Source organism: Pedobacter steynii (genome assembly GCF_900103665.1).
Taxonomy (GTDB): domain Bacteria; phylum Bacteroidota; class Bacteroidia; order Sphingobacteriales; family Sphingobacteriaceae; genus Pedobacter; species Pedobacter steynii.
In genome coordinates this window covers 302,233-328,038 of record NZ_FNGY01000007.1, presented here as the reverse complement: position 1 = coordinate 328,038, position 25,806 = coordinate 302,233, and the positions used below count along the sequence as shown (strand labels likewise).

Below are 25,806 nucleotides of genomic sequence, written 5' to 3'. Positions count from 1 at the left end.
CACACAATCAACACATTTGAAACCCGTAACCAAATAAACCAAAACATATGTTTGTCCAATTCAACAGATCTAAAATAATAAAGGGAACTTTATTGCTATTCCTTGCTTTGCCTTTTTTTTTAATATCGGTCTCGAAAGCGCAAAAGCCGTCTGCACTGCAGCTTTCACAAATCAAAAGAGGCTATGGAATGTTCATCCATTTCGGACTGAATACCTTTAATGAAACGGAATGGTCGGACGGAAAACTGCCGGTTTCCTCTTATCAGCCAGATCAGCTGGATTGTGATCAATGGGTGAAAACAGCAAAAGAAGCAGGTTTCAGGTATGTGATCCTGGTGACCAAACATCACGATGGATTCGCGCTGTGGAATAGCAAATACACGGACTATGACGTCGCCTCTTCTCCCGTAAAAACGGATGTAGTGGCTGCGGTAGCGAAAGCCTGTAAAAAATATGGTATAGAGCTCGGCTTGTATTACTCGTTATGGGACAGGCATGAGCCTTCGCATAATGACCCCAATCCGGATGCTTATGTCAGCTTTATGAAAAAACAGCTGACCGAATTGCTGAGCAATTACGGAAACATCTGTGAGCTCTGGTTTGACGGGGGATGGGCAAAGAAAGATGCCGACTGGAAATTAGCGGAAGTATATGCACACATCAAAAAACTGCAGCCGGGCTGTTTGGTTACCGTAAACCATACGATCGGAAAAAAAGAAAATATTACCGCCGTTCAGCAGCCAGAGGATATGCAGGAAGGCGATCCTATCCGTTTCTGGCCTGTAGATTTCAGGACTAAAGACCCAAATCTGGCGAGGTGGGACGACCCTAAGTTATATATGTATAACAAGGAGAATCATTACCTGATCCTGGAACATACCCTTTGCCTTTCCGATCGCTGGAACTGGTTCCAGAAAAAAGCAATCTTGCCTGCCAGAGGAGTAGATGAACTGGAAGAACTGTTTTATTGGACTACGGCAAATAATAACATCATGATTCTTAACGTTCCACCCGATCAGCATGGCCGCATCAGAGCGCATGAAAGCGCCAGGATTATTGAATTGGCAGAGCGGGTTGGAATTAAAGGTGGCAAAAAACCATTGTCTGCCGGTTATCAGAATCTGGCTTTTAATGCCGCGATAAAAGCTTCGAGTACGGATAGTGATCCTAAAAGAGGAGCAGAGAAGGCAAATGATTATAGCCTGGAAACCTGGTGGACTGCCGGAGATTCCATTGCTTCTTTAGAGATGGACCTGAACAAAAAAATCAATAGAATCACGATTATGGAGCAACCGGAAATGAAATCACTGAGTGATGGATTCTCTACCATCAGAAATTTTCATGTTCAACACTTTTCTATAGCAATTTTCGATGGCACCTGGAAGACTGTTTATAAAGGAGATGAAATTGGTGCCTGTAAGATCATTACACTTCCTAAATATGAGCATGCTGCAAAGATCAGGTTAAGCATTACCGCTTCCAATGGCATTCCATCCATCAGCCATTTTGCAGTTTCAGATACAAAATCTAAAAGCCTGAGAAAGATCAACTATGGAAAATAAACTGTTTTCAAAGCTGCTCATAATTGCAGCGGTTTTCCTGCAATGCAGTGCAGCATACAGTCAGCAAAATACACAAAAACCAAATGTGATTTACATCTATGCGGACGACCTTGGTTATGCTGAAACCGGCCCTTATGGCCAGAAAAAGATCAAAACGCCAAACCTGGACAAGATGGCCAGACAGGGGATGAAGTTTACCGATCATTATAGCGGCACGCCTGTTTGTGCCCCGGCCAGGGCAATGCTGATGACAGGCAAACATGGCGGTCATTCTTATATCCGTGGAAATTTCGAGTTGGGTGGATTTCCTGATAGTACAGAACGCGGACAAATGCCTTTAAAAGCAGGAACACTGACCGTTGCGCGCTTAATGCAGCGGGCTGGGTATAAAACGGCGCTGGTGGGTAAATGGGGCTTGGGAATGAATGCTACGGAAGGTTCTCCATTGAAACAAGGCTTTGACTATTACTATGGTCTTCTGGATCAAAAACAAGCGCATAGTTTTTACCCGACCCATTTATGGGAAAATGAAAAATGGGATACACTGGGCAATACTTTTATCAATGTCCATAAACAATTAGATTCGGCAAAGGCGACGGATAAAGATTTTGATTATTATAAAGGCAAAGTTTATGCGCCTGAAAAGATGACGGAAAAGGCGCTTGCTTTTATCGATAGCAACAAGGAAAATCCTTTCTTTCTATACCTGCCTTATCCACTGCCACATGTTTCTTTACAGGCACCGGATCAGGACGTAAAAGAATATATCGGAAAGTTCAAAGAAAGACCTTATTACGGGCAACAGGGCTATGCGGCAAACAAATACCCATACTCAACCTATGCCGCAATGATTACCTTTCTGGATAAACAGGTGGGCCTTATCATGAAAAGACTGAAAGACCTGGGGCTGGATGAAAATACGATCATTATGTTTTCCAGTGATAACGGGACGACTTTTAATGGTGGGGTAAATGCAAAGTTCTTTAACAGTGTTGATGGATTGAAAGGATTAAAGATGGATGTGTATGAAGGTGGAATCCGGGAGCCTTTTCTGGCCAGATGGCCGGGGAAAATTAAACCTGGATCTACAACAAACCTGGTGTCTGCACAATACGACCTGTTGGCGACGATGGCAGAGCTGACCGGCCAAAAGCTGGAAGATACCGATGGGCTGTCCTTTCTTCCTACCTTAACGGGAAAAGATGACCAACAGAAAAAGCATGAATACCTTTATTTCGAATATCCTGAAAAAGGCGGACAACTGGCCATCAGAATGGGAGATTGGAAAGGCGTTCGCGTCAATGTGAAAAAAGATCCGCAAAGTCCATGGCAGCTCTTTAACCTGAAAACTGATCGCAGCGAAAGCAGGGACCAGGCGGCAAACCATCCGGAGCTCATTCAACAATTTAATGAGATCGTAAAAAAAGAGCACCGGGACTCCCATGTGAAGGCCTGGAACTTTTTATAATATAAATTATCTTTCCACCGCAGCAACGGAAGGTGGAGGGTGCGATATTTGACTTGTAATGGAAATGTCATTAATGCCAAAGCAGCACAATTGTTTGAATTTCATAATTATTGGTTTGAACTGAATACTTTGATTTTATGGGCAGGGGATAAATTTGTGGTGTAAATCATACACCATGCCTAAACCCTTATTATTTGTAATTACACTATTCGGTATTTTGACCCTTGGCAGCCCGGGCGCAGGTGCACAAATGCTCAAATTGAAAGATGCGATCAGCACTGCCTTAAATAATTACGGGAGCATTAAAGCAAAGGGGAATTATGTGAGCGCTTCAGAAGCAGGTGTTCAGCAGGCCCGCCGGGATTACCTGCCCAATCTGAGTTTATCCGCACAGCAGGACTACGGAACGATTAACGGACAAAACGGGCCTTCATACGGCTTAGGCGGATTGGGGGTTGCATCCAGCGGACCATCCCTCGACCGCCAGAACTGGAACGCTGCTTTTGGCGCGCTATACCTTGCCAACATAAACTGGGACTTCTTTACCTTCGGAAGGATAAAAGAGAAAATCAAAGTTGCTCAAACGCTGCTCAAAAGAGATGAAAACGACCTGGCACAGGAGAAGTTTCAGCACGAAATCCGGGTTTCAGCGGCTTACCTGAACCTCATTGCTGCCCAAAGGCTTCGCAAATCGCAGGAACGAAACCTCGACCGGGCAATTACCTTTAAGAATACCGCAGTCATCAGGGCCAGCAACGGACTGATTGCAGGAGTAGATTCTTCTTTGGCCAAAGCCGAAGTTTCCAGTGCCAAAATTGCCTTAACCAAGGCTAAAGATCTGGAACAGGAACAGGCAAACCGGTTGGGCATACTGATGGGCATTACCGCAACAGATATGGTCCTGGATACTGCCTCCATCACGCGCGTACCCGGGATTTTGTATCAGGACAGCCTGCTCAATGAAAATGCCCATCCACTGTTAAAATATTACCGCAACAGGGTGGAGCTGAGCGATGAACAAGCGAAGTTGTTCCGCAAATCTTATTACCCCAGCTTTTCTCTGTTCGGGGTAATGCAGGGCAGGGGATCAGGCTTTAGTTCCGCCTATGCGCAAAACCAAACTGCCTTTACCCAAAATTACGCCGATGGCATCAACCCGGTAAGGGGGAATTACCTTGTAGGGGTTGGAATGGTCTGGAACCTGACGAGCATACTGAGGGCTCATCCTCAGGTTAGGGCACAGGAATACCTTTCTAAAGGATTGCAAAACGAATACGAACTTGCCGGACAGCAGTTACAGGCACAGGTTGCGATGGCCAATGTGAAACTGAAAAATGCGGTCGACAACTATAACGAAGCACCTGTTCAGGTGAAGGCGGCCTCAGATGCCTATCTGCAAAAAAGTACTTTATATAAAAACGGGCTCAGCACAATTGTAGACCTCACTCAGGCTTTGTATACCCTCAACAGGGCAGAAACAGACCGGGATATTGCCTATACCAATGTATGGCAGGCCTTGCTGCTGAAATCTGCTGCACTTGGAAATTTTGACCTGTTTATCAACGAATTTTAATTAGCCCTTACATGAATTTAATACGTTTTGCACTTAGAAAGCCGATCTCGATCCTGGTACTTGTTGCCGGATTGTTCTTCTTCGGAATCGGTGCCATCAAAGATATTAAGGTAGATATCTTACCTAAAATGAACCTTCCTGTCATTTATATAGCCCATCCTTTCGGGGGATATACGCCTACACAAATGGAGGCTTATTTCGGGAAACAATACATCAATATATTGCTTTTTGCAAGCGGGGTAAAAACCATTGAGACCAAAAATGTGCAGGGACTGATGTTGATGAAGCTGACTTATTATGAGGGAACAAATATGGCGCAGGCCGCCTCAGAGCTCAGCGCTTTGTCGAACAGGGCACAGGCAATCTTTCCGCCGGGTTCTCAGCCTCCCTTTATCATCAGGTTTGATGCTTCTTCCTTGCCCGTCGGACAATTGGTGCTGAGCAGTCCCATACGTTCTAATAATGAATTGCAGGATCTTGCCAACACGTATGTGCGTGCTTCCTTTACCGCGATCCCCGGACTCTTATCGCCGGCTCCGTTTGGCGGAAACATCAGGACGATCGAGATTAATGTCGATCCTGAGTTGTTGCGTTCTCATAACATGACCGTGGATCAGGTGGTAGAAGCGATTAAGGTGAACAACCAAACGGCGCCATCAGGGAATGTGCGTATGGGCAATCAAAACTACCTGACCCCAACAAACTATACGATTCAAAAAGTTAAAGAATTTGAGAATATCCCTTTGTTTAAAGGTGGGGTGCAAAACCTGTACCTGCGCGATGTGGCCGTAGTGAAAGACGGAGCGGATGCGACAGCAGGTTATGCGCTGATCAATGGCAAACGTTCTGTATACCTCAGTATTGCCAAATCCGGCGATGCCTCCACCTGGGATGTGGTGAGCAAGCTCAAAGAAAATTTGCCGGCGATTCAGAATACCCTGCCGGAAGATGTGAAGCTCTCCTACGAATTTGACCAGTCCGTATATGTGATCAATGCCGTGAAAAGTTTGATCAGTGAAGGGGTGATCGGTGCTTTATTAACGGGTTTGATGGTGCTCCTGTTTCTTGGAGATAAGCGTGCCGCATTGATCGTGATCCTCACGATACCGACTTCCATCGTTGCCGGGGTGCTGTTTTTGAAGCTTTTCGGACAAACGATTAACATTATGTCTTTGAGTGGATTGGCACTGGCGATCGGAATCCTTGTGGATGAGTCGACGGTAACGATTGAAAACATTCACCAGCATTTTGATATGGGTAAACCCAAGGCTCTGGCCATCTGGGACGCCTGTAAGGAGATTGCTTTTCCTAAACTATTGATCCTGTTTTGTATCCTGGCCGTATTTGCACCTGCATTTACCATGTCGGGCATTCCGGGTGCGCTGTTCCTGCCATTGGCTCTGGCCATTGGCTTCTCCATGATTGTTTCTTTTTTCTTATCACAAACATTTGTACCGATCATGGCCAACTGGCTGATGGTGGCACATCCGAAGAAAGCAAAACCACATGGTGCAGAGATCACAGAAGATGAAGCGGTATTCAAAGAAACCGGATTGAGTCTGGAATCAGAAAAGGATACTTTAAATCAAAAGAAAGTACTGGTAGAACGTGAAGATTTTAATAATGATGGAAAAGTTTCTCTCTTTGAGCGCTTTAGGAATCGTTTCATGCGCTTTCTTGACCGCATCATGCCGCACCGGAAAATCGTGGTCTTAGGTTATCTCGTGCTGATTGTCGGTGCTGCAGCTTTATTGCTGAGCAATATCGGAAGGGATGTTTTACCTAAAGTGAATTCCAGTCAGTTTCAATTGAGAATGCGCGCACCAGACGGGACGAGGTTAGAGCGTACAGAAGAAAAGGTACAGGTGATTCTGAAAGAATTAAAAAATATCGTTGGTCCGGAACACTTGTCCATCTCTTCTGTATATGTGGGGCAACATCCTGCTTTATTCTCCGTAAACCCGATCTACCTGTTTATGGCTGGTCCGCACGAAGCGGTCTTCCAGGTTGGGTTTAAGGATTATCATGGCGATATGGAAGAATTTAAAGATCAGCTGAGGGAAAGGGTGAAAGCACTGGAACCTGATGTTAAGCTTTCTTTTGAACCGATTGAACTCACGGATAAAGTGCTGAGTCAGGGTTCTCCAACTCCGGTCGAGGTCCGCATTGCAGGGAAGAACAAAGCCCAGAATGAAGTGTATGCGAGAAAGGTAATGAAGGCCTTGCAAAGCATTCCTTATCTGCGGGATATTCAGTTGGCACAAGCCGTTAAGTATCCCTCGTTGAACGTCAATATCGACCGGGTTAAAGCGGCACAATTGGGCGTAGACCTGACTGATATTTCAAGGTCTCTCGTGGCTTCCACCTCTTCTTCGAGGTATACAGATAAAAACATATGGATCGATGAAAAGATCAATCTTGCGTATAGCGTACAGGTTCAGGTGCCTTTTAATCAAATGAACAGTAAAGAAGATTTGGGGGAGATTCCTTTACTGAGAAATGTAAACCGCCCGGTGTTAAGTGACGTTGCGACGATCACTTCCGATACCACTTATGGAGAGAATGATAATTTAGGGGCTATGCCTTACCTTTCGGTTACGGCAAACCTGAATAAAATGGACCTTGGTGCTGCAGCTAAAGATGTCCAAAAAGCGATCAGCTCGGTAGGGGAGCTGCCAAGGGGATTAATTGTACAGCCTGTAGGAATGATCAAAGTGCTGGACGAGACATTGGGGAGCCTGCAGTCAGGACTTTTGGTGGCCATTGTGGTGATCTTTCTGATGCTCTCTGCGAATTTCCAATCCTTTAAAGTGCCATTGGTTATTTTGACCACGGTGCCTGCGGTGGTTTTGGGTTCCTTACTTTTATTAAAACTAACGGGGTCTACGCTGAACCTTCAATCCTATATGGGGATCATCATGTCGGTAGGTGTATCTATTGCTAATGCGGTTTTGCTCATCACGAACGCGGAGCATTTGCGATTACACAATGGCAATGCACTGGAATCGGCCAGAGAAGCTGCGGCTTTAAGGATCAGACCTATCATCATGACCAGTGTGGCGATGGTTGCAGGAATGCTGCCGATGGCGATTGGACATGGAGAAGGTGGCGATCAGGTTTCTCCTTTGGGAAGAGCCGTGATCGGCGGTTTGATTGCCTCCACCTTTGCCGTGCTGATCATTCTGCCACTCGTGTTTGCATGGGTTCAGGGAAAGGTTTCTACGGCTTCCATCTCCTTAGATCCGGAGGATAAAGAGAGTAAACATTACATCAAAGGATTAGAAGATTAATTAATAAGGACCTGGTCCTGCATAAAATATAAACTAATGAGAACAAACAGCACACGAAATGCCATGATCTTAACAGGAAGTTTAGCCCTGTTGACGATCATCAACGGTTGTACCGCCACCGCAAAAAAGGAAGTGACCAGCACAGAGAAAAAGCCGGAGATCGCTACCTTTAAACTAGAAAAAGAAAAACTTTCCACGGCTTTGCAGTTGCCGGGGGAGCTGAGTGCCTTTCAACAGGTAGATCTCTATGCCAAGGTGAGCAGCTTTGTGAAAACTTTAAAAGTAGACATTGGATCGGAAGTGAGCAAGGGACAGCTATTGATGACACTGGAGGCGCCCGAAACGAATTCGCAGTTAGCAGCTGCCCAGTCCAGATTGAAGGCTCAGGAAGCGCTGTATACGGCAAGTAAAGCAAATTACGACCGCTTATATGAAACAAGTAAAACCCCTGGTACGATTTCGAAGAATGACCTTGACCAGGCTGTTGCCCGTAGAAATTCGGATCTGGCACAGTTCGAAGCGGCAAAAGCTTCCTATAAAGAAGTCAGCAATATCAGGGACTACCTGGAGATTCGCGCGCCTTTTAATGGAATTATCACCGCCAGGAATGTGAATTTAGGGGCTTATGTAGGCCCTTCAGGGAAAGGGTCTGAATTTCCCTTGTTCACCTTGCAGGAACAGAAAAATCTTCGTCTGGCAGTTTCCATACCTGAGGTGTATACCGGTTACCTGAAAGATGGACATGAGGTGACTTTTAGCGTAAAGTCGATGCCTGAAAAAACCTTTACCGCAAAAGTAAAACGCTTATCTGGTGCGCTGGATTTGCGCCTGCGTTCAGAAAGGGTAGAAATAGACGTACCGAATACCAGCAAAGAGTTGTTGCCGGGAATGGTGGCCGAGGTTCATATCCCGCTTCCGGCAAATGCCAGTACTTTTACGGTTCCCAGAAAAGCTGTTCTCGAGACCGCTGAGGGGATCTTTGTCTGGAAAGTGGTACAAAATAAAGCCGTAAAGGTAAACGTTAAAAAAGGAAGATTAACGGATGGTAAAACTGAGATTTTTGGCGAACTTAATGCTGGTGATGAAATTGTTACGGAACCATCTGAAGAACTTCGCGAAGGTAACGTGATCAAACCGTAATTTTATATAGTGATTAAAGTAATGTTAACCAAGAACCCAGATCTTCACTTGGCGAATAAGACGCAGAGTTTACAGGATTACTACGACTGGCTGAGGGTGATACGTCCGGATATCAGTATCCCCAATTTAGAGATGGTGAGTGATATCGGACATTTTGGTGTGTTCAAAAGATCTACACATTGTACCTTACATCCAACTCCCTATAACCGCAGGGATTTCTATAAAATTTCCCTGATCATTGGCTCCGGAATTCTTCATTATCCAAATCAGCGGATAGAGGTAAACGGCAGGGCACTGTTGTTTACCAACCCCAATATTCCATATGCATGGGAATGTACCTCTGATACCCAATCGGGATATTTTTGCCTGTTTACGGAAAATTTCATTCATAAAAGAAACGAGAGCCTGAGGGAATCTTTGCTTTGGAGAATTCACGATTGCCCGATGATCAATATCAATGAGGAGCAGGAAAAGACTTTTATGGAGATCTTTGTGAAAATGATGGGAGAGTTAGACGGAGACTATATTCATAAATATGAAATGCTGCGCAATTATATTCACCTTATCGTTCATGAAGCGTTAAAAGTAAGGCCTGCAGATACTTATTTCAAAGAAAATAATGCATCAGTAAGACTAACCTCCCTTTTTCTGGAGTTGTTAGAGCGGCAGTTTCCCATTGGCTCCACAGATCATATTCTGGAGCTCAAAACGGCTCATGATTTTGCGCATAAACTTTCCGTACATGTGAACCATTTGAACCATGCGGTAAAAGAAGTGACGGGAAGAACAACGTCTGAACACATTTCCAAAAGAATTGCGACCGAAGCTGTGGCTTTATTGAAGCATACGGAATGGAATATTGCCCAGATTGCTTATTGCCTTGGTTTCGAGTACCCGGCCAACTTCAATATCTTTTTCCGCAGGCAAATGCAAGGGACGCCGAAATCATTTAGATAAAGTTGGAGAAGGTCACCATCAGCATGCCGTTTTGAAATGAAAAAATAAGCCTTCCTGTTTCGGATTATTGAAAGAATTATTCTTAATATTATAGAAAATTTAATAACCATGAAGAAGCTGATTACACTCGTGTTTTTTGCCTGTTTTGCAATTGCTGTTCAGGCGCAGGAAAAAGTAAAAAAAGAAACTGTTGTTGCCAGTAAACAAAAGCCTCAGGTGGTGGAGACTGCCTGCGGAGAATGTAAGTTTGGCCTGGAAGGAAAAGAATGTGACCTTGCAGTGCGCATAAACGGCCATGCTTATTTTGTGGATGGAACAAGCATTGATGACCATGGTGATGCCCATGCCAAAGATGGCTTTTGCAACAAGATCAGAAAAGCAGAAGTAACAGGAAAGGTTGTTGATGGCAGATTTAAAGCCACTTCTTTCAAATTATTGAAAGATAAATAAGCAAACAACTCCAATTTAATATTTAACTGGTGTAGCCTGCACCCTTTATCAAGGGTGCAGGACTGATTAATAGGTAGAAGCCAATTTGATAAAAGTACCTTGCCAATCGGCCTTTCCTTTATTTTTTCCTAACCTCACAATGATCAGATTTTTTGCCGGATTGACATAGATGTACTGTCCCAAAATTCCTGCCGCCATAAAATCACCTTTCTTCGTAGGAAGCCACCATTGATACTGATAATACGAAGCGCTTCCTCTGCTGGTGTCTATTTTGGTGGATTGCTTCACCCAGCTTTCAGATACGATCTGCCGGCCGTTCCAATTTCCTTTATTCAGGTAAAGCCTGCCAATTTTAGCAAAATCTCTGGCCCTGGCGTTGATGCAGCAGAAGGTTTTTTCCAGTCCGTTTTTCTTTTTGTCCAGACTCCAGCTGGCATCATACTCCATTCCTAGCGGTTGCCATAGTTTCTCCTGAAGGTATGCGGTGATGGTTTTTGTTTTTAATGCCCTTTCCAATACCAGTCCGAGAATCTGAGGGTTGCCACTCACATATTCGAATGCTGTTCCCGGGGCTCTTTTTAATTTCAGGTTGGTGGTCGCTTTTCTCAGGTTGGTGCCATAATAAAAGGTGGCTACTTCTCCAAAAGGGTTGCCATAACCTTCATTAAATTCCAGACCTGAGGTCATCTGTAAGAGATGTTCCAGTGTGACTTTATCAAAACCATTTTCTTTTAATTCAGGAATGTAATTGGTAACCGGCTCCTCAACAGATTTAATCAGGCCATCATCAATCGCACAACCGATCAGGATAGAGAGCACAGATTTCGCCATAGAAAAGGAGGGGACAATGGCTGCCTGATCATAACCTTTGAAATATTTCTCATATTGAATGGTGTCATTTTTAATGATCATAAAAGCGACAGTATTGTTGTCCTCCAGGTATTGATCAAAAGGAACTTCTCCTTGTTCGTAGATCTTGATGTTTTTCGGAAATTTTCCCATTTCTGTCTGATGGAAAACGAATTTTGGACCATCATTATGCAATTGCCGGGAAGGGAATTTTTTATGATCCCCGATGTCAGCAAAATTGTAATAAACAAAGCGGGCGACTTTACAGGAAGCTATGCTTCCGATAATCAAAATAAGGGCGACAAGGAAGAGGTGTTTGTTTTGAGGTTTTTTGATAAACATTGCGTTAGTTTTGTTTTATTTATTCAGGTAGACGAGAAGTGTCTTGTCGTTCAGGAATAAATAAGTTTATTTAGTGCCGGTTAATAACTATATATCAATTATAATAAAAAAGTATGGGTAGTTGCTATGAATTAAGAATTTCATCGGATGAGATTCAAAAGGTAGGTATTGAGGCGATACTCGGGGAATCAGATGGAAAGCCTTGTATTAGCAGGTCCAGAAATAAATGGCATAGGTCCTTGTGTCCTGAAAATAATCGCCATACAGACAGACATTACCATCCCATAATGTAAAATGTCCTGATGCTGCTGACCCCGGTCTGTCTGCTCCAAATTTTGCCTTGAAACATATGATTCCTGTTTTTCCATAAATCGTCCTTTTGAGTTGACTAATTTGTCCGACAGTTAGCATGGTCTGACGTGGTTCCAGAAGTATTTTATGATCCGGTTGCTTGTATTTGTGGTTCATATAGTCGAAGAATTCATTTACCCGAAAACAATAGCGCTTTTTGTCCGCCCCATAGGTGGTCTCAAAGGTATTCACATATTTATATGTTCTTGGAATGCTATGCAAGTTATCCCTCTGGATCTTAGCTTTCCTGAGTTCATCAAAATTAATCGATTTTGGAATTACCTTCCATGAAGGTGTAGGCCATTGATCAAAGGGAATAGGTGGATCCCCGAGATAATTGAATGCTTTACTCATTCTGATCACACAGCCATTGTCCATTAATACGGAATTAACCCCGCCACCGATTGAACTTAATAGGGCCTGATGCTCGATCACAGGATAGTTGACACGTAATTCTGAGAATGGAGGAAGAGAGATGCCCATTTTAGCGTTTTTTTAATAAACTATCGATATACTTTGAGTTATCCACGGTCGCATTATCCTCCACGACACTGTAACGCAGGTTCTTGTCTTCAAAATGTTCAAGTGGTTTTTTATGGTGGTAAAGGAAAACAATAACCGTATCTGTTGGATTGCTGCCAAAGTTTCTTTCTGACCTCCCCGCATAATCAAGGAATTGTGCTGTTTTTAGCTTTCCTTTATATACTTTCAATACTTGTGTTCTGTAGACTTTTACATTGTATTTAAAAGTATCGACCTTTAAAAACTTCACCCTGACAATATCTGTTGCCATCAACTGGATGTCTTTGTAAAAAGATTCAGGAAGGTGGACTGTTTCCGCAACAGGCTGAGGCCTGGTCTGAGCTTTAGTTGTACTATCTCTCTGAACAATGGAACTATCTTTTTGAATGGTATCCTGGTTGTTTTTAGAATCCGGACGTCCTCCCTTGCAAGAGGATAGTGAAAAAAGCATTAAAATGACGACGGCTGCCTTAAAGATGATTTTTGTATGATATAGTTTGAGCGGGCGTTGCATCATAATAATTAGCTGTCCTTTTTTTGAATAGAATGATTTTCCTTATCCTGCAAAAACAGTACCATTATTTATAATTACTTAATTGCAATGGCATTGGGGGAAATTAATAACCTCTTTTTTCTCAAATGAGCTATATTTGCACCTATGTGCACAAACTATCTCCTCACAATCAGTATATGGGCTTAGTGGATATAATTCAACCACTATAATTACGCTCTGCTTTTTAACTGTGTTTTATTTGCTGAGCTCGAGGTCATCAAGCGTTGGTTTTTGGGCTTCCCGTTTTTTGATTAAAGCTGTCATCTTCACGAAATTCATTTCATCCCAGTAATCCCATTTCACTGAAGATAGGTCATGCTCCCGTTCATACATACGCAATTGTTTGGTAATTCCACCAGCAACCAGATGATACCGGGTTAGGTCTTTAACTGGATATTTCATGGTTTTCCATGGAACATGAGGATAATCCCGCATGATGAGCTGTCCTATCCCTGCCGTGGCAATAAAGGTATCATTGGGATTAACAGTTCCGTTAGCACTTGTTTTACCAGTATGTGAATTGGACGAAGACGAGGTCAGGAACTTTCCAGAATCTGTTTTTAAAAATACCGAACAAGTAAACCGATAGAGTGTATCCTTTGATAGGTTTTTAAATTCAGCAAAAATAGTAGGTTCTCCGTTCACCAGGTCAATTTTAACCAGGGTCCCTTTCAACATATCTAATTCTTTTTTTAACGCAACTTCCTGAGCCTTTCTGCCGGCAAGATCGGCCATATCTTTTTTCAAACCAGCAATTTCCATTTTATGGCCCTCTGCCAGGTATTGTTCTGCTATATCAACTACATTATCGTAACTTTTACCATTCACCATCTCCAGGGTAATTTCATTAAAAGATTTGTTCTTATCTTCCTCTGGATGATCAAATTTATGTTTCATAGCTGATGCGGTGATGACCCTTAAAGCGACTTCAAATCTGTTTTGATCTTCTGTACTAAGCTTACTTTTTATTTTTTTAGCAGAGGCTTTGAACTTTTCCTCAGAACTGCCGTCAATTTTTTCTGAACAGCTGGATAAAAATAAGAGCAGAATACTGCTGATTATAACTAATTTCTTCATTAAGTGCATTTTTCTCTTTTAAGCGTTTGTTTTTTAAAGATCTGTTTTTTTGTTTAAAAATAGCCTGTTAGATGAATTGATTTAAGGAATCTATACTTACATCGGGCTTTTGATTATGACCATAGGAGCGCTAGGGATGGTGGTGTTAACATTGTTATAAAAACATAGCTGGAATAATTGTGATTATCCCAGCTACATGAAATTGAAGTAAATCTATCTTCTTTAGAAAGTGAAGCGGACACCTAAACCGATATCACCGCCCCAAAATTCAGTATCAGGAGTGATTTGCAGCGCAGGGATCCAGTCTAACGACAAGTTAATCGGCGCATTTTTTATTTTGTAATCCAATCCTAAAACACCATTCGCCGACAAGTATATATCGCTGCCACCACCATGTTTTATTTTGTAAGCACCAACTGTTGCGCCACCACCATAGAACCAGTTAAGGCCATCCGCACCTTTTATCGGGTTGTAAACTTCGTATAAACCAGTCAGATTCATATAAGTTACACCGCTATTGCTTCTAAAGTTTCCAATTAACTCCAGCATTGCGCCTTTGTTAAGCGCTGTTTTAAAACTTACACCATTGGCGTTACCAAAACGGCCACCAATTGCATGTTTGTAATCCTGAGCATTTGCATTGCTGACATTCATTGTAAATAATGCCGCAACCGCGGTAAAAGAAAAAAGTAGTTTTCTAATGATCATAATGTATTTGTTTAATGTTTTTTAAGATAAAAGGGGGATAAGGGTGTTTAATTCCGACAAAGCTAAAAATGCAACTGCTGACTTGCAATCGTGGAAAACCAGTAGTTTTTTATACTGGTTTCCAGGTATTATTAATAAATAAGATGGGTAATATCAATAAGTGGGAACTCCTGAATCAGACAAAGATATCCCCGGAATAAGAAACAAGGAAAAATTCAGAACCTCTGCTAACAACATGAACTTTTTCTAACTTTGAGACAACACCTTAAAATCATCACATATGTTTCATAAAAACGAATATATAGAAAGAAGAAAACAACTGGCCGGAGAATTCAACAATGGAATCCTGCTCTTTTTAGGCAATGAAGAGAGCCCGATGAACTTCTTTGACAACACCTATCATTTCAGACAAGACAGTACTTTTCTTTATTACTTTGGAATCCAGGAACCGGGATTAAACGCCATCATCGATATTGATGAAGATAAAGTGATTCTTTTTGGGGATGAGATGAGCATGGATGCTATTGTATGGATGGGCAGACAAAAGACGCTTCGCGCGAAAGCAGATGATGCCGGAATAGCCATCGTTTCTCCTTCTTCAGCACTCGAAAGCTACCTTGCCAAAAATAAAAGAAAAGTTCATTTCTTACCGCCATATCGCGCCGAAGCCAAAATCAAACTGGCAGACTTGCTGGACCTTAAACAAAGCGAGCTTAGCGAAGCGGTTTCTGTACCCTTCATTAAAGCCGTTGTGGCACAGCGTTCTATAAAGTCAGCAGTAGAGCTGGTGGAGCTGGATAAAGCTTCTGATATCTCAGCTGATATGCACCTGATGGCAATGCAGATCGCAAGACCGGGGATGTCAGAAAATGAAATCGCAGCTGCTGTTCATCAGGTGGCGCTAAAATCAGGCGGACAACTGTCTTACCCGATTATTTTGACGGTTAAGGGACAGATTCTGCACAACCATCACCATGGGAACATTTTAAAAGAAGGAGACATGGTGCTCAACGATTCAGGAGCAGAAACGCCAATGGGTTATGCAGGCGATCTTACCCGTACTTATCCGGCAGGAAAGAAATTCCTTTCCGCACAAAAAGAAGCCTATAATATTGTGTTAAATGCTTATCAGGAAGGGGTAAAAGCCCTGAAACCTGGAGTCCGTTACCTCGATATCCATAACAGGTCCTGCCTCAGCCTTGCGGAAGGATTAAAATCTTTGGGCCTCATGAAAGGTAATCTGGAAGATGCGGTAGCTCAGGGTGCGCATACGCTGTTTTTCCAATGTGGTACCGGCCACATGATGGGACTCGATGTTCACGACATGGAGAACCTTGGCGAACAATATGTAGGATATACTGACGAATTGAAAAAGAACACCACGCAATTCGGACTGAAATCACTGAGGCTGGGAAAAGCTTTGGAAGCAGGTTATGTATTGACTGTAGAACCTGGACTTTACTTTATTCCGGAACTGATCGATCAGTGGAAAGAAAGCAATCACCTTTCAGAATATATCAATTACGATAAAGTGGAAGCGTATAGAAACTTTGGTGGGATTAGGGTAGAAGACGACTATGTCATCACCAATGAAGGTTCCCGTAAGCTGGGTAAAGACCTGGCGATCTCTGTAGAGGACGTAGAAGCAATAAGAAGTAACGCTTATTAAAATTATTTACCGGATGCCCCCAAAGACATCCGGTAAATAAAACCATTATCTGATCAGGGTGATAAAACCCGTATAGGCTTGTTTTGCGCCGATGTCAATGGTGTAGAAATAGGTATCCTCCAATAGTGGACTTCCATCGAATAATCCTTCCCAATAATTAGAATCATTGGAGTAATTTCTGGTACTAAACACTATTCTTCCTTTTTTACTGAAAACGGTAACCTTATTGTTCGGGAAGTTAGCAATGTCTTCAATGATCCATTTATCATTTCTGCCATCTCCATTTGGCGTAATGATATTTGAAGGCTGAATGGCATCTTTCTTCTTCTCGAGGTTAACGATTACTGTAGCTGAGGTATTTGTTAATCCTTTGTCGTCCGTAGCGACAGCGCTCATATAATAAGTACCCGGATCTTTTGGCTGCCAGTTAAAAGTGTAAGGTGGAGTGGTCAGCGTTGCAATTTTAGCAGACCTTTCAAAGAATTCTACCCTGGTAACAGCGCCATCTGAATCCGTAGCCTGGGCAGTGATGGTCACCTTTTTGTTTGGATTAAAAAGGCTTCCGTTTTCAGGACTGATGATCGCTACCGCAGGTGGAGCATTTACCGGTGTTACCTGAAGGACAAGTATTTCGGAATTACTTTCTCCTCCATTGTTATCTCTCGCCTTTGCAGTCAGCTGATGATTGCCAACCGTTGTTCCGGTCCAGTTGAACTGATACGGCAAGGTATTGCTTTCTCCGATTTTCAGGGTTCCATCATAGAATTCAACCAAGGCAATAGTTCCGTCGTTATCACTGGCTTCTGCCTTCAAAAGAATAGGTTGTGAGGTGTCAAACACAGTGCTTTGTGCAGGTGAGGTTAAAGCAATCAGCGGATTGGTGTTGGTCTTAACAGTAACCGAGACCGTATCTGTTGTCGTCAGTCCTGCTTTATCTATGGCTTTGGCCAGCAGCTGATAAGTTCCGTCAGAAAGTGGTCCAAGGTTGTAGCTGAACGAAGGCCCGCTGAGGGTGCTGAGTTTTGCCGGGCCATTGTACAACTCTACTACCGGTGCCAGTCCATCCGGATCTGTCGCGGTTCCTGTCATTTTTATCGTATCTGTGGTTTTATAACTGCCATTGTTCGAAGGACTGCTGAAAGCGATCAACGGTGCGGTATTTGCTTTACTATCGATGATGATCTGACTGTTTCTAAGGTCAGCAGTTCCTGCAGAGAAGCTGCTGAAGCCTGTTTGGCTGCTTCCCTGAATTCCCGTACTCCAATCTCCGCTTTGATTGAAGCCGCGTTGATGAAGGTTCAGGTTTACGCTGCTGTTGACAACGCCGGACAATTCCGCACTTTCAAGAGCGCTCGCTGTAATATCTCCATAGTTTCTGATGATCCAGTATTTGGAATCCAATGTATTGGTGTTGGCCGACAGGTTAAAAGGAAGGCTATTCAACCTGCTGATCACTACATTTCCTTTGGGATAAGTTCCTGTAGCGGCATAATTTAAGGCCAGTCCGGCAAGGTTGAAATCATATTTTCCGGCGGCAGTCAACGCTAAAGTCTGACTAAGCCCGCTGGCTACCGGAGCGGAAGATGCTTCGCGTTGTACGTTTCCGGTAGCTTCTACCACATAGTGGTTCGGTGATACATCGATGAGCTGTCCCGGACCGGCATTTCCCTGTCCCTGTAAATAGACTTTTAATCCAGGTTCATTGCCACTTAAAGTCAGGTGCATATTTTCCTGAATTTCCTGTGCAGTACGTGGGGTAGACCACAAGCGGAATTCATCCATTCTTCCGTTGATGGTATTCCCATCCATACTTCCAATGTTAAAATTATCCCATAGTGGCGGGGCCGATGAACTTGGCTTTGACGCCGACAACTGACCGTCTATATAGAGTTTAACAGCTCCGTTATCGTAACTGAAGGCAAGGTGATGCCAGGTATTTAGCGTATTAAACATTCCTGGAATGTCAATCCTGGATGCGGTATTATTGGCAACGCCGATGCTCAATCCTTTATCGTCATCTGCATGAATAAGGAAACTTCCCCAGCCATTTCCAACCGATTGATTCCATGATTTTGCCGATGCTGCATTTAGCCAGTATTCAAGGGTAAAGGCCGTTGGCTTCCAGTTCAGTCCTGTTATTTTTAGTGCGCCTGCAGTTCCATCAAACTTGTAAGCTTTCCCTGCCAGTGTTTCCAATGGCTCAAATCCTGAAATTTTGTTCAGTGCCAGCTGTCCGAAAGTGGTGGCAGCAGGGCTGATGCTAAAGTTCACCGGATTGGCTGTCGGGCTTAGCTGGGTTGCCATGGAGTTCCAGGTCTGGCCAAAGGCGTTAAAAGCACGGGAACTGAGGCGGTACAGCCCTTCAGTGGCAGCAGGATCCTGTACGTTTTTCAGGCTCAACCCAACCAATCCGGTAGGAGCGGTATTGCTTCCGTAATTGTTGATCACCCAATAGGTACTGTCCAGTACCGAGACGCTGGTGTTTTCATTTGGAATAGATTTTAACCGGCTCACTACCACTTCTCCATTTGGATTGGTACCCGTTTCAGAAAACGTTAAACTCAAACCTGCTAACGGATAATCGCTGATTCCGGAGCTGGTAATTTGTTTGCTTTCGCTGATTCCTGCGGCCACGGGAGCGGTAGAGACCAGTCTTTTCGCATCGCCATTTAAAGAAACCTTATATCCGTTATCTGATAAATCTGATACGCCTTTTAGGGCATCCTGGAACTGTAGGTAGACTTTTAAGCCTGGCTCGTTTCCTACTGATGTCAGGTGCATTCCTTCACGAACCTGTTGCTGTGTTTTCTCCACAGACCACATCCTGAATTCTTCCATCTCCCCGTCAACAGAATTGCCATCGGTAGATCCGATCTTGAAACTGCTCCACATCGGTGGGAGTGAAGAAGCCGTCTTGCTGTCGGCCAGCTTTCCATCTCTATAGATCTTCGCAACGCCATTGTTGAACGTATAGGCGTAATGGTGCCAGGCCAGGTCCTTAAACGCATCGGTGATGATTAACCTGGAAGCCGTATTGTTGGCTACACCAATATTCAATCCCCCGCCAGTATCGGAATGAACGAGGAACGAGCCCCATCCATTACCGATTGACTGGTTATAGTTTTTATAAGATTTAGCTTTATGCCACCATTCAATGGTAAACACTTTTGGCTGCCAGTTGAGTTCCTGAATTTCCAGGTAATCTCCGTTACCATCAAAAGTCATTGCTTTTCCGGCAATCACATCTGCCTTAATTCCTCTTTGGCTGACTTTGACTTCGGAAAACAACTGCAATCCTGAGCTGATTTTAATTGTACCTGTATAAAGCTGCGCTGCAGTTGGTGTAAAACGTGCATAGATCTTCAGGTCTTTAACTGTTCCGTTATCAGGGCTGACCGTCAGAAATGAATTGGCACCTACAAAAGTCAGGTTGTCCATCGAGATCTCATATCCTGCAGGCGCTTTTATCTTAATGCTATCTGCAGACAGGTTTGTTCCTGATAAGAGGAAGCTCTCCGACTTTGTTTTTGAGCCTGCTCTGGCATCGCTGAAAACGAGTGAATCTGCGGTGCTCAATAGAAAAGGCGCACTATCTTTGATAAAGAAATACTGCGAATACGCATTTAGGTTATTTACTGTAATCGTATTGTTGACTTCATCTACTGCAGTTGCAGGTGTACTGAACTGCCATTTTGCACTTCCATAAGCAGGTCTGGTCATCACCAGGATCTTCTCCGGATGTAACTGATCTGCTGCGGTCAGGTCTTCCGTACTCGTAAAAGTTAAATTCATATTCAGGTTGGCATTCGTATTGAAACGGTTCCCTACCCAATATTCATTACCAATTTTAACCGCAGAAGGAGAGAAGTCGTTGAATGCAGGCGAGGTGAAATCTATTTTAGAGAATCCTGCAATCACAGGAGTAACCGCGTTGTAGAAAGCAGTAACATTGACCCCATTGCCGTAAACTGAACTTCCGGCGACTTCAGATTTTGCCTGTGAAGCACCCCCACCAAAAGGATAGGCCGTTTTGATCCGAACAGGAGTTCCGGTTACCAATACCGCTTTTTTGCTCACGATATCATAAATCTCAGCCTCTTGGTTGTCGAAATTCGCATAATAAACCAGTCCGGCTTCATTTCCCTGAACAGGGTGGTGGAAACCTTGTTTGATCTCAAAAGAGCTTAAAGCCTTATTCCAAACCCTCACTTCATCGATCTCCCCTTTGAAAAATTTATTGCTCGGCCCGCTGTTCCATAAACCGAGTCGCACGAGACCGTTTGTCGTGTTTAGAGCGGTTGGAGTTGGTGCCAGTTTTTGTTCCCCATCATAGTAGAAACTCACATTTGTTCCATCAAACACCAATGCGTAATGGTGCCATTCGCCCTTACTGTTGGCCAGGGTGAAATCTTTACTGGAGTTCCAGAAATTTGCTCTCCAAAGGTTATCTGTGGTCGTGGTTCTCAAACTAAATTCCCCTAAATTTGTTCCGGTGATACCCGTTGCAAATACGCCGCCATCGTTAAAGGCATCGGCCTTTGCCCAAAGCTCTATCGTTCTTGCCTTTGTGCCGTTAATGGCAGAATTGCTACCTAGAGTAATGTATTCAGTTCCTGTTCCTGTAAAAGCAACGGAATTACCCGGAGCAGGTTGGAAGGTATGGTCTTCTCCAAAAACATCAGTGCCATTGGCTGTAGCTTTCAGTCGGTAGTGCCATATTTCTCCCGATTTCATGGTCAGCGGAACTTCCTGTTGAACGGGGTTGAGATTGGCGCCCGAATAAGATCCTGCAACATTGGTTTGGGAACCATAAGCAGTAGTAGGGCCATACTCAAAGATCAGATTCGTTAATGTTCCTCCGAGTGCGTTGACTTTACCTGTAAGCAAGGCTCCATTTTTACGAATGTTGAATGCGGTTCCTGTAATCAGGTTTTTGAAATTCAACAGACCTGTTTCTTTAGGAATACTGTTTCCACGAAGTCCCTGTAATCCGCTTGCGCCAATCGCACGAACCGCATACCATTCCTGTTTGTTCGGATCTGAACCATTCAGAACGATACTGGTATCGCTGGTCAGACCTGCTGATTCCATATATTTTTCCCCAAGCTTAAATACTTCATATTGCACTGCGGGGGTTAGTTTCCTCCAGGACAATTGCAAAGAACTGCTCCCTGCCCAAACTACTTCCAAGCCTTCGGGTGCGGCGAGTACATTCACGTTGCCGGCAATACTTTCCTGGGCACCTCTTTTCACCCTGATCTGAATTTTTGAAGAGAGGTTGGGCACAGTCCATTTAAACTGTCGTTTATTTGCGGCGATATTGCCGGCGATGGCCATCCAGGTGCTGCCGTTATCTGTGGAATAATCCAGATTAAAAGTGCCCGGAGTACCATAAGCATCCCAGCGGATGTATTCTGATTTTCCCGGCCCCATGGCTTCTCCACCAAGAGGATAGGCCATCATGATCTCGTCTTTTATAAATTCATAAGTGATGAAATATTCCTGAGGCCCTTGTGGGATCAGGTTTCCATTGATGTTTAACGTATAAGTTCCGGCCACAGGATTGTCTATGGTCACTTGTTCTGCGTTATTGATGTGGTCTGCTTTTCTGGTAGGTAAAGAATTCAGGCTTATTGCATTTGCAGCAGTATCTAATCCCCATGGCAGGAAAGTATTGGATGATGGATCTGTTACATTCAGGTCCAGGTCATTCACCAGCGACTGTGCCGCACCGGGCGTCGCTTCGTAATCGGCCCAATATAACAAAACCCTGACCTGGCTTGTGCCTGCAGGGACTTCAATGCTGGTCGTTTTTGAAGCACCGTTTGCCATCTGACCAGTGCTGAAGCTCCTGTTCTGGATGGTTTTGAACGCACGGCGGACGTTAGGACGACCATAACCTGTTTTAAAATCGATTCCCGGATTGTAAATATCGTCGGCAGTGTTCAGTAAAATGGCCTTGATCAATGCAGAAGGGGCGGTCGTAGCTTGTGTTTCGGCTTTATAGGCCTGATGCAGTATGGCAAATATGCCGGAAACCTTTGGCGCTGCATAGGAAGTTCCCCCTGAGCCTTCTATGGTCAGGTCTGGTTTAATCCTGCCGTCGTAAGCAGGCCCCTTATTGGTCCAGTCCAGGAAATTATCATCGTAATCCGTTCCACTGATGGTCAGCAGGTTTTTGGCATGTTTTGCGCTTCCGGTAAGGTTCCCCCAGCCTGGCAGGCCATTGTATTTGCCGCCAATCGGGACGATATCCCCACTGTTTCCGGAAGAGTAAACGAGCATGGCTTCCGGTCTGGTCCGGATATAGTTGTCGTGCTCATTTGATAAGGAACTATAATTCGCATCCGCACCCCAGCCATAAGACATATTCGTGACCCTGATCTTTTTATTGGGATCGTCGTAATTGGTATAGGTGTTTTGTCCGGAAACGACATAAAAGTTTGAACCCCATGCATTGGACTGATCTTTAGGATCGTAATTTCCTGCACTGCCCATTCGTTTGGAAACACTCCAGGAGTGACCTCCAGGGTTTACATTCGCCGAACCCGGAATCATCCTGCCTTGCATGTCAATGTCCTGTAGGAAGTCATTTTCACGGATGTGTACATTGACACCCGCACCATTGTAATTCCACCCGTTAAAACCGCTGTTGATGTAGTTGGAGCGGCCAATGTTATTGGCAAAGATATCTCCGGGCCCATCTACTTCCGGTTTAGGGGCGTCTTCAACAGGAGAAATGAATTTGATCTCTTTAATTGCAGCGAGCTTTTTCAGCTTGTTCTGAGCGATCATGATGGTCCATTTTCTGGCCTGACCTTTAGCTTTGATCCGGGCCTCTTTGAGGATGGCCGTTTCGGCTGCCACCAGGTCTGCTTCATCATAAAAGAGAACTTCCAGTTCCAGTTCAGTGCCTTTTCTGGCATGTTGGGGGATTTTATTTCTGAAGAGGTTTTCAGATAATTTGAAACCTTCATCTATAGGTAAAACCGTTCTGATGCCCAAAGCGGGAAACTGATCCGAGTTGAGTTCTTTCTTAAAATGTGCGTAATAGGAGTAATTTGGGACATAGTCGAGCAGTTTGATGCCCAGACTTTTTAACTTTTCCTTTTGTGCAGCATCCGGAAGCTCTTCGAACTGAACGAGGAAGTATTCGCCTTTATGGTATTTTATCCTTCCTTTTTTCTGATCGGTCATACTGCTGCTCTGATCAGAGCGAAAGCCCTTTTCGGGCTTAAATTCCTTGTTGGTATGGAGGATCCGGAAGTCTTTTTCGGCAGGCTTCCGAACCTGCGCAGCTAAAAATAAAGGCACAAGAATGCCCCAAAGAAATAATAAAATTTTCTTCATAATGGTATATAAGGTTTGATTGGTTTAGCGCTGCGGTTTACTTCGAACGTAAAGGAGTACAGGTACTTTCCTGAAGTGGAATAGGTAATGAAGGAGAGATTTCATAAGAGAAGATTTAGGATGGTTAGTTTGGTAAATCCAATTTAAGGGCTTTTGTTTGGAATCTGCTTTTTATCATTGCGCAAACGATTGATATTGATTTATTTAGCTCGTTTGAGGGTTTTTTAACCCGGATGATAAAATGATATTGGTGTTTTTCAGAGATCAGTAACAGATCAAAGAGATTTAAGGCATAAATTCTACTAAATCGGTATATAATGATGGTGCTTTTGGAGTAATATTCGTATTACAATGCAACCCTGTGTATTTCAACGCAAACGTTTGCATGGTCTCGTCAATACCAACGCTCTTATTCATTTTCGTTGTACTGCGTCATTGATTCAAGGGATGGAGGATTTTCAGAAAAAACAGAATAATGAAGGTTGAAATGTTAAATTAGTATCGCCAAAATATACTATAATGAGAGAATTCGAAAACAACGGAACCACGATTAATCACCACATTGATGGTAAAGGAGCTATTACCCTGTTATTTGTTCATGGTGCTTACATTGACCAAAGTTACTGGGCAGCACAGGTCGACTTTTTTAAACGCGATTATACGGTTGTTACGTTAGACCTCGCCGGTCATGGGAAATCAGGCAGATCAAGAAGTGATTGGTCGATTGAAGGCCTGGCGGATGATATTGTTGCGCTAATCAAACACCACCAACTGGAAAAGGTGATCCTGATCGGTCATTCTCTGGGCGCCGATCTCAATCTGATCGCAGCAACAAAATTCCCGGATCCTATTATTGGTTTTATCGTTGTCGATAACTTTAAAAACTTAGCTACTCCTTTGGCCCCTGAATTTCAGGACCAGGTGGGAGGGGTCATCGATAGCCTGAGGAAAGACTTTGCAGGAACCAATGAGCAATATGCAAGGATGGCATTGGTTAGCCCGGATACCCCCGCGGCGATTACCGATAGGATAGTAGCAGATTACAGGAACACTTATGAACCTATGGGGCAGGCAACCATGCCGGAGTTTTTTAAGATGGATCAGGTGGAAAAGGATTTGCTTCCCCATTTAAAGCTGAAGATCTATCTGATTAACGTAACCTATTATCCTACCAATATCGAAGCATTACAAAAAAATGCAGTTCATGGCTTCGAGTTAAGGGAGATTGCAGGCACTTGTCATTATCCAATGATCGAACATCCGGAAGCATTCAATGAGGCCTTAAATGAGACGATCAATGCCATCAGGTCATAAAAGGGAATGCTAAATTCCCTTAAATAAAACATTTGAGCCCAGATTCCGTTTACCTTAAATGTCGAAGACCGCTCATCATCAAAACGAAATTCCCAATACCCCGACCATCAGGACGGTAAGGAAGCTTTCCTACCTCATGGATGAGCAGTTTCGGGTTCCGGGAACGCAATTCCGCTTCGGACTTGATCCGATCCTAAACCTTATTCCTTTTGCAGGAGATTTTGCCGGATTTATCATCTCCGGAGGATTGGTACTGGCGATGTCCAGTAAAGGATTGACCAGTAAGATTGTCGTTTTGATGTGCCTCAATATCTTTCTCGATGCCACTATAGGGGCGATTCCCGGAATCGGTCAGATCTGGGATTTCTTCTTTAAATCAAATACAAAGAATATGAAACTCATGGAAGAATATTACCATGAAGGAAAACATCAGGGAAGTGGAAAGAGTACCATCCTTCTGGCCTTAGCCGTGCTTTTTATCATCTTCATGATACTTATGATTATCCTATGGTATATCGCGGCCTGGATCATCAGTTTGTTCTAGAGGAAAAATCTCTGTTATCTGCAAATGATCCTGAGGCACCGGTCTTGGTTCCTCCAACGAATTCAGTTACCCGTGATCAGACCGCTG

General features: G+C 43.7%; 17 protein-coding genes. 11 read left to right on the top strand and 6 right to left on the bottom strand.

Annotated features, from left to right (window positions below; genetic code table 11):
* Nucleotides 1–47 precede the first annotated feature (47 nt).
* From BLQ87_RS20500 to BLQ87_RS20470, 7 genes are all read left to right on the top strand, one after another.
* A complete protein-coding gene (locus tag BLQ87_RS20500) occupies nt 48–1,562 on the top strand; it encodes an alpha-L-fucosidase (RefSeq protein WP_074610488.1) in 1,515 nt (504 codons plus the stop codon).
* A complete protein-coding gene (locus tag BLQ87_RS20495) occupies nt 1,552–3,030 on the top strand; it encodes an arylsulfatase (protein WP_074610485.1) in 1,479 nt (492 codons plus the stop codon). Before BLQ87_RS20500 ends, BLQ87_RS20495 begins: the two co-directional genes overlap by 11 nt.
* Before the next feature lie 175 nt (nt 3,031–3,205).
* Nucleotides 3,206–4,603, top strand: a complete 1,398-nt coding sequence (locus BLQ87_RS20490; protein WP_074610483.1) for a TolC family protein — start codon at nt 3,206–3,208, stop codon at nt 4,601–4,603.
* 11 nt (nt 4,604–4,614) lie between these two features.
* A complete protein-coding gene (locus BLQ87_RS20485; protein ID WP_074610481.1) occupies nt 4,615–7,893 on the top strand; it encodes an efflux RND transporter permease subunit in 3,279 nt (1,092 codons plus the stop codon).
* Nucleotides 7,894–7,929: 36 nt separating this feature from the next.
* Complete coding sequence (locus BLQ87_RS20480) at nt 7,930–9,033, top strand: efflux RND transporter periplasmic adaptor subunit (protein ID WP_074610479.1); 1,104 nt, start codon at nt 7,930–7,932, stop codon at nt 9,031–9,033.
* Between the two features lie 21 nt (nt 9,034–9,054).
* Nucleotides 9,055–9,990: a helix-turn-helix domain-containing protein gene (locus BLQ87_RS20475; RefSeq protein WP_074610477.1), complete on the top strand. Its 936-nt coding sequence runs from the start codon at nt 9,055–9,057 to the stop codon at nt 9,988–9,990.
* Between the two features lie 108 nt (nt 9,991–10,098).
* The gene (locus BLQ87_RS20470) at nt 10,099–10,440 is read left to right on the top strand and encodes a DUF6370 family protein (protein ID WP_074610475.1); all 342 of its coding nucleotides are present in this window, start codon (nt 10,099–10,101) and stop codon (nt 10,438–10,440) included.
* Between the two features lie 66 nt (nt 10,441–10,506).
* Here BLQ87_RS20470 and BLQ87_RS20465 read toward each other — a convergent pair whose 3' ends face one another.
* Entirely contained in the window at nt 10,507–11,442 is a 936-nt protein-coding gene (locus tag BLQ87_RS20465) for a serine hydrolase domain-containing protein (RefSeq protein ID WP_218129463.1), read from the bottom strand.
* A gap of 9 nt (nt 11,443–11,451) precedes the next feature.
* Here BLQ87_RS20465 and BLQ87_RS34000 point away from each other — a divergent pair, with 9 nt between their 5' ends.
* Nucleotides 11,452–11,691 (top strand): hypothetical protein, encoded by a 240-nt coding sequence (locus BLQ87_RS34000; RefSeq protein ID WP_218129462.1) that lies wholly within the window; start codon nt 11,452–11,454, stop codon nt 11,689–11,691.
* 147 nt (nt 11,692–11,838) lie between these two features.
* Here the strand turns inward: BLQ87_RS34000 and BLQ87_RS20460 are convergent, their stop codons facing one another.
* The 4 genes from BLQ87_RS20460 to BLQ87_RS20445 all read right to left on the bottom strand — a co-directional run bounded on the left by BLQ87_RS20460 (nt 11,839) and on the right by BLQ87_RS20445 (nt 14,842).
* Nucleotides 11,839–12,465 (bottom strand): T6SS effector amidase Tae4 family protein, encoded by a 627-nt coding sequence (locus BLQ87_RS20460; protein WP_074610471.1) that lies wholly within the window; start codon nt 12,463–12,465, stop codon nt 11,839–11,841.
* 1 nt (nt 12,466) lies between these two features.
* Nucleotides 12,467–12,955, bottom strand: a complete 489-nt coding sequence (locus tag BLQ87_RS20455; RefSeq protein WP_143010506.1) for a hypothetical protein — start codon at nt 12,953–12,955, stop codon at nt 12,467–12,469.
* A 297-nt stretch (nt 12,956–13,252) separates the two neighbouring features.
* Complete coding sequence (locus BLQ87_RS20450; protein ID WP_074610468.1) at nt 13,253–14,134, bottom strand: DUF6694 family lipoprotein; 882 nt, start codon at nt 14,132–14,134, stop codon at nt 13,253–13,255.
* A gap of 222 nt (nt 14,135–14,356) precedes the next feature.
* Nucleotides 14,357–14,842, bottom strand: a complete 486-nt coding sequence (locus tag BLQ87_RS20445) for a hypothetical protein (protein WP_074610466.1) — start codon at nt 14,840–14,842, stop codon at nt 14,357–14,359.
* A 280-nt stretch (nt 14,843–15,122) separates the two neighbouring features.
* Here BLQ87_RS20445 and BLQ87_RS20440 point away from each other — a divergent pair, with 280 nt between their 5' ends.
* Nucleotides 15,123–16,511: an aminopeptidase P family protein gene (locus BLQ87_RS20440; protein WP_074610464.1), complete on the top strand. Its 1,389-nt coding sequence runs from the start codon at nt 15,123–15,125 to the stop codon at nt 16,509–16,511.
* Between the two features lie 45 nt (nt 16,512–16,556).
* Here BLQ87_RS20440 and BLQ87_RS20435 read toward each other — a convergent pair whose 3' ends face one another.
* A complete protein-coding gene (locus tag BLQ87_RS20435; RefSeq protein WP_074610462.1) occupies nt 16,557–23,861 on the bottom strand; it encodes a LamG-like jellyroll fold domain-containing protein in 7,305 nt (2,434 codons plus the stop codon).
* Between the two features lie 519 nt (nt 23,862–24,380).
* Here BLQ87_RS20435 and BLQ87_RS20430 point away from each other — a divergent pair.
* Both BLQ87_RS20430 and BLQ87_RS20425 read left to right on the top strand, forming a co-directional pair.
* On the top strand, nt 24,381–25,175 hold the full coding sequence (locus BLQ87_RS20430) for an alpha/beta fold hydrolase (protein ID WP_074610460.1): 795 nt from the start codon (nt 24,381–24,383) through the stop codon (nt 25,173–25,175).
* 58 nt (nt 25,176–25,233) lie between these two features.
* Complete coding sequence (locus BLQ87_RS20425; protein WP_074610459.1) at nt 25,234–25,719, top strand: DUF4112 domain-containing protein; 486 nt, start codon at nt 25,234–25,236, stop codon at nt 25,717–25,719.
* Nucleotides 25,720–25,806: the final 87 nt, after the last annotated feature.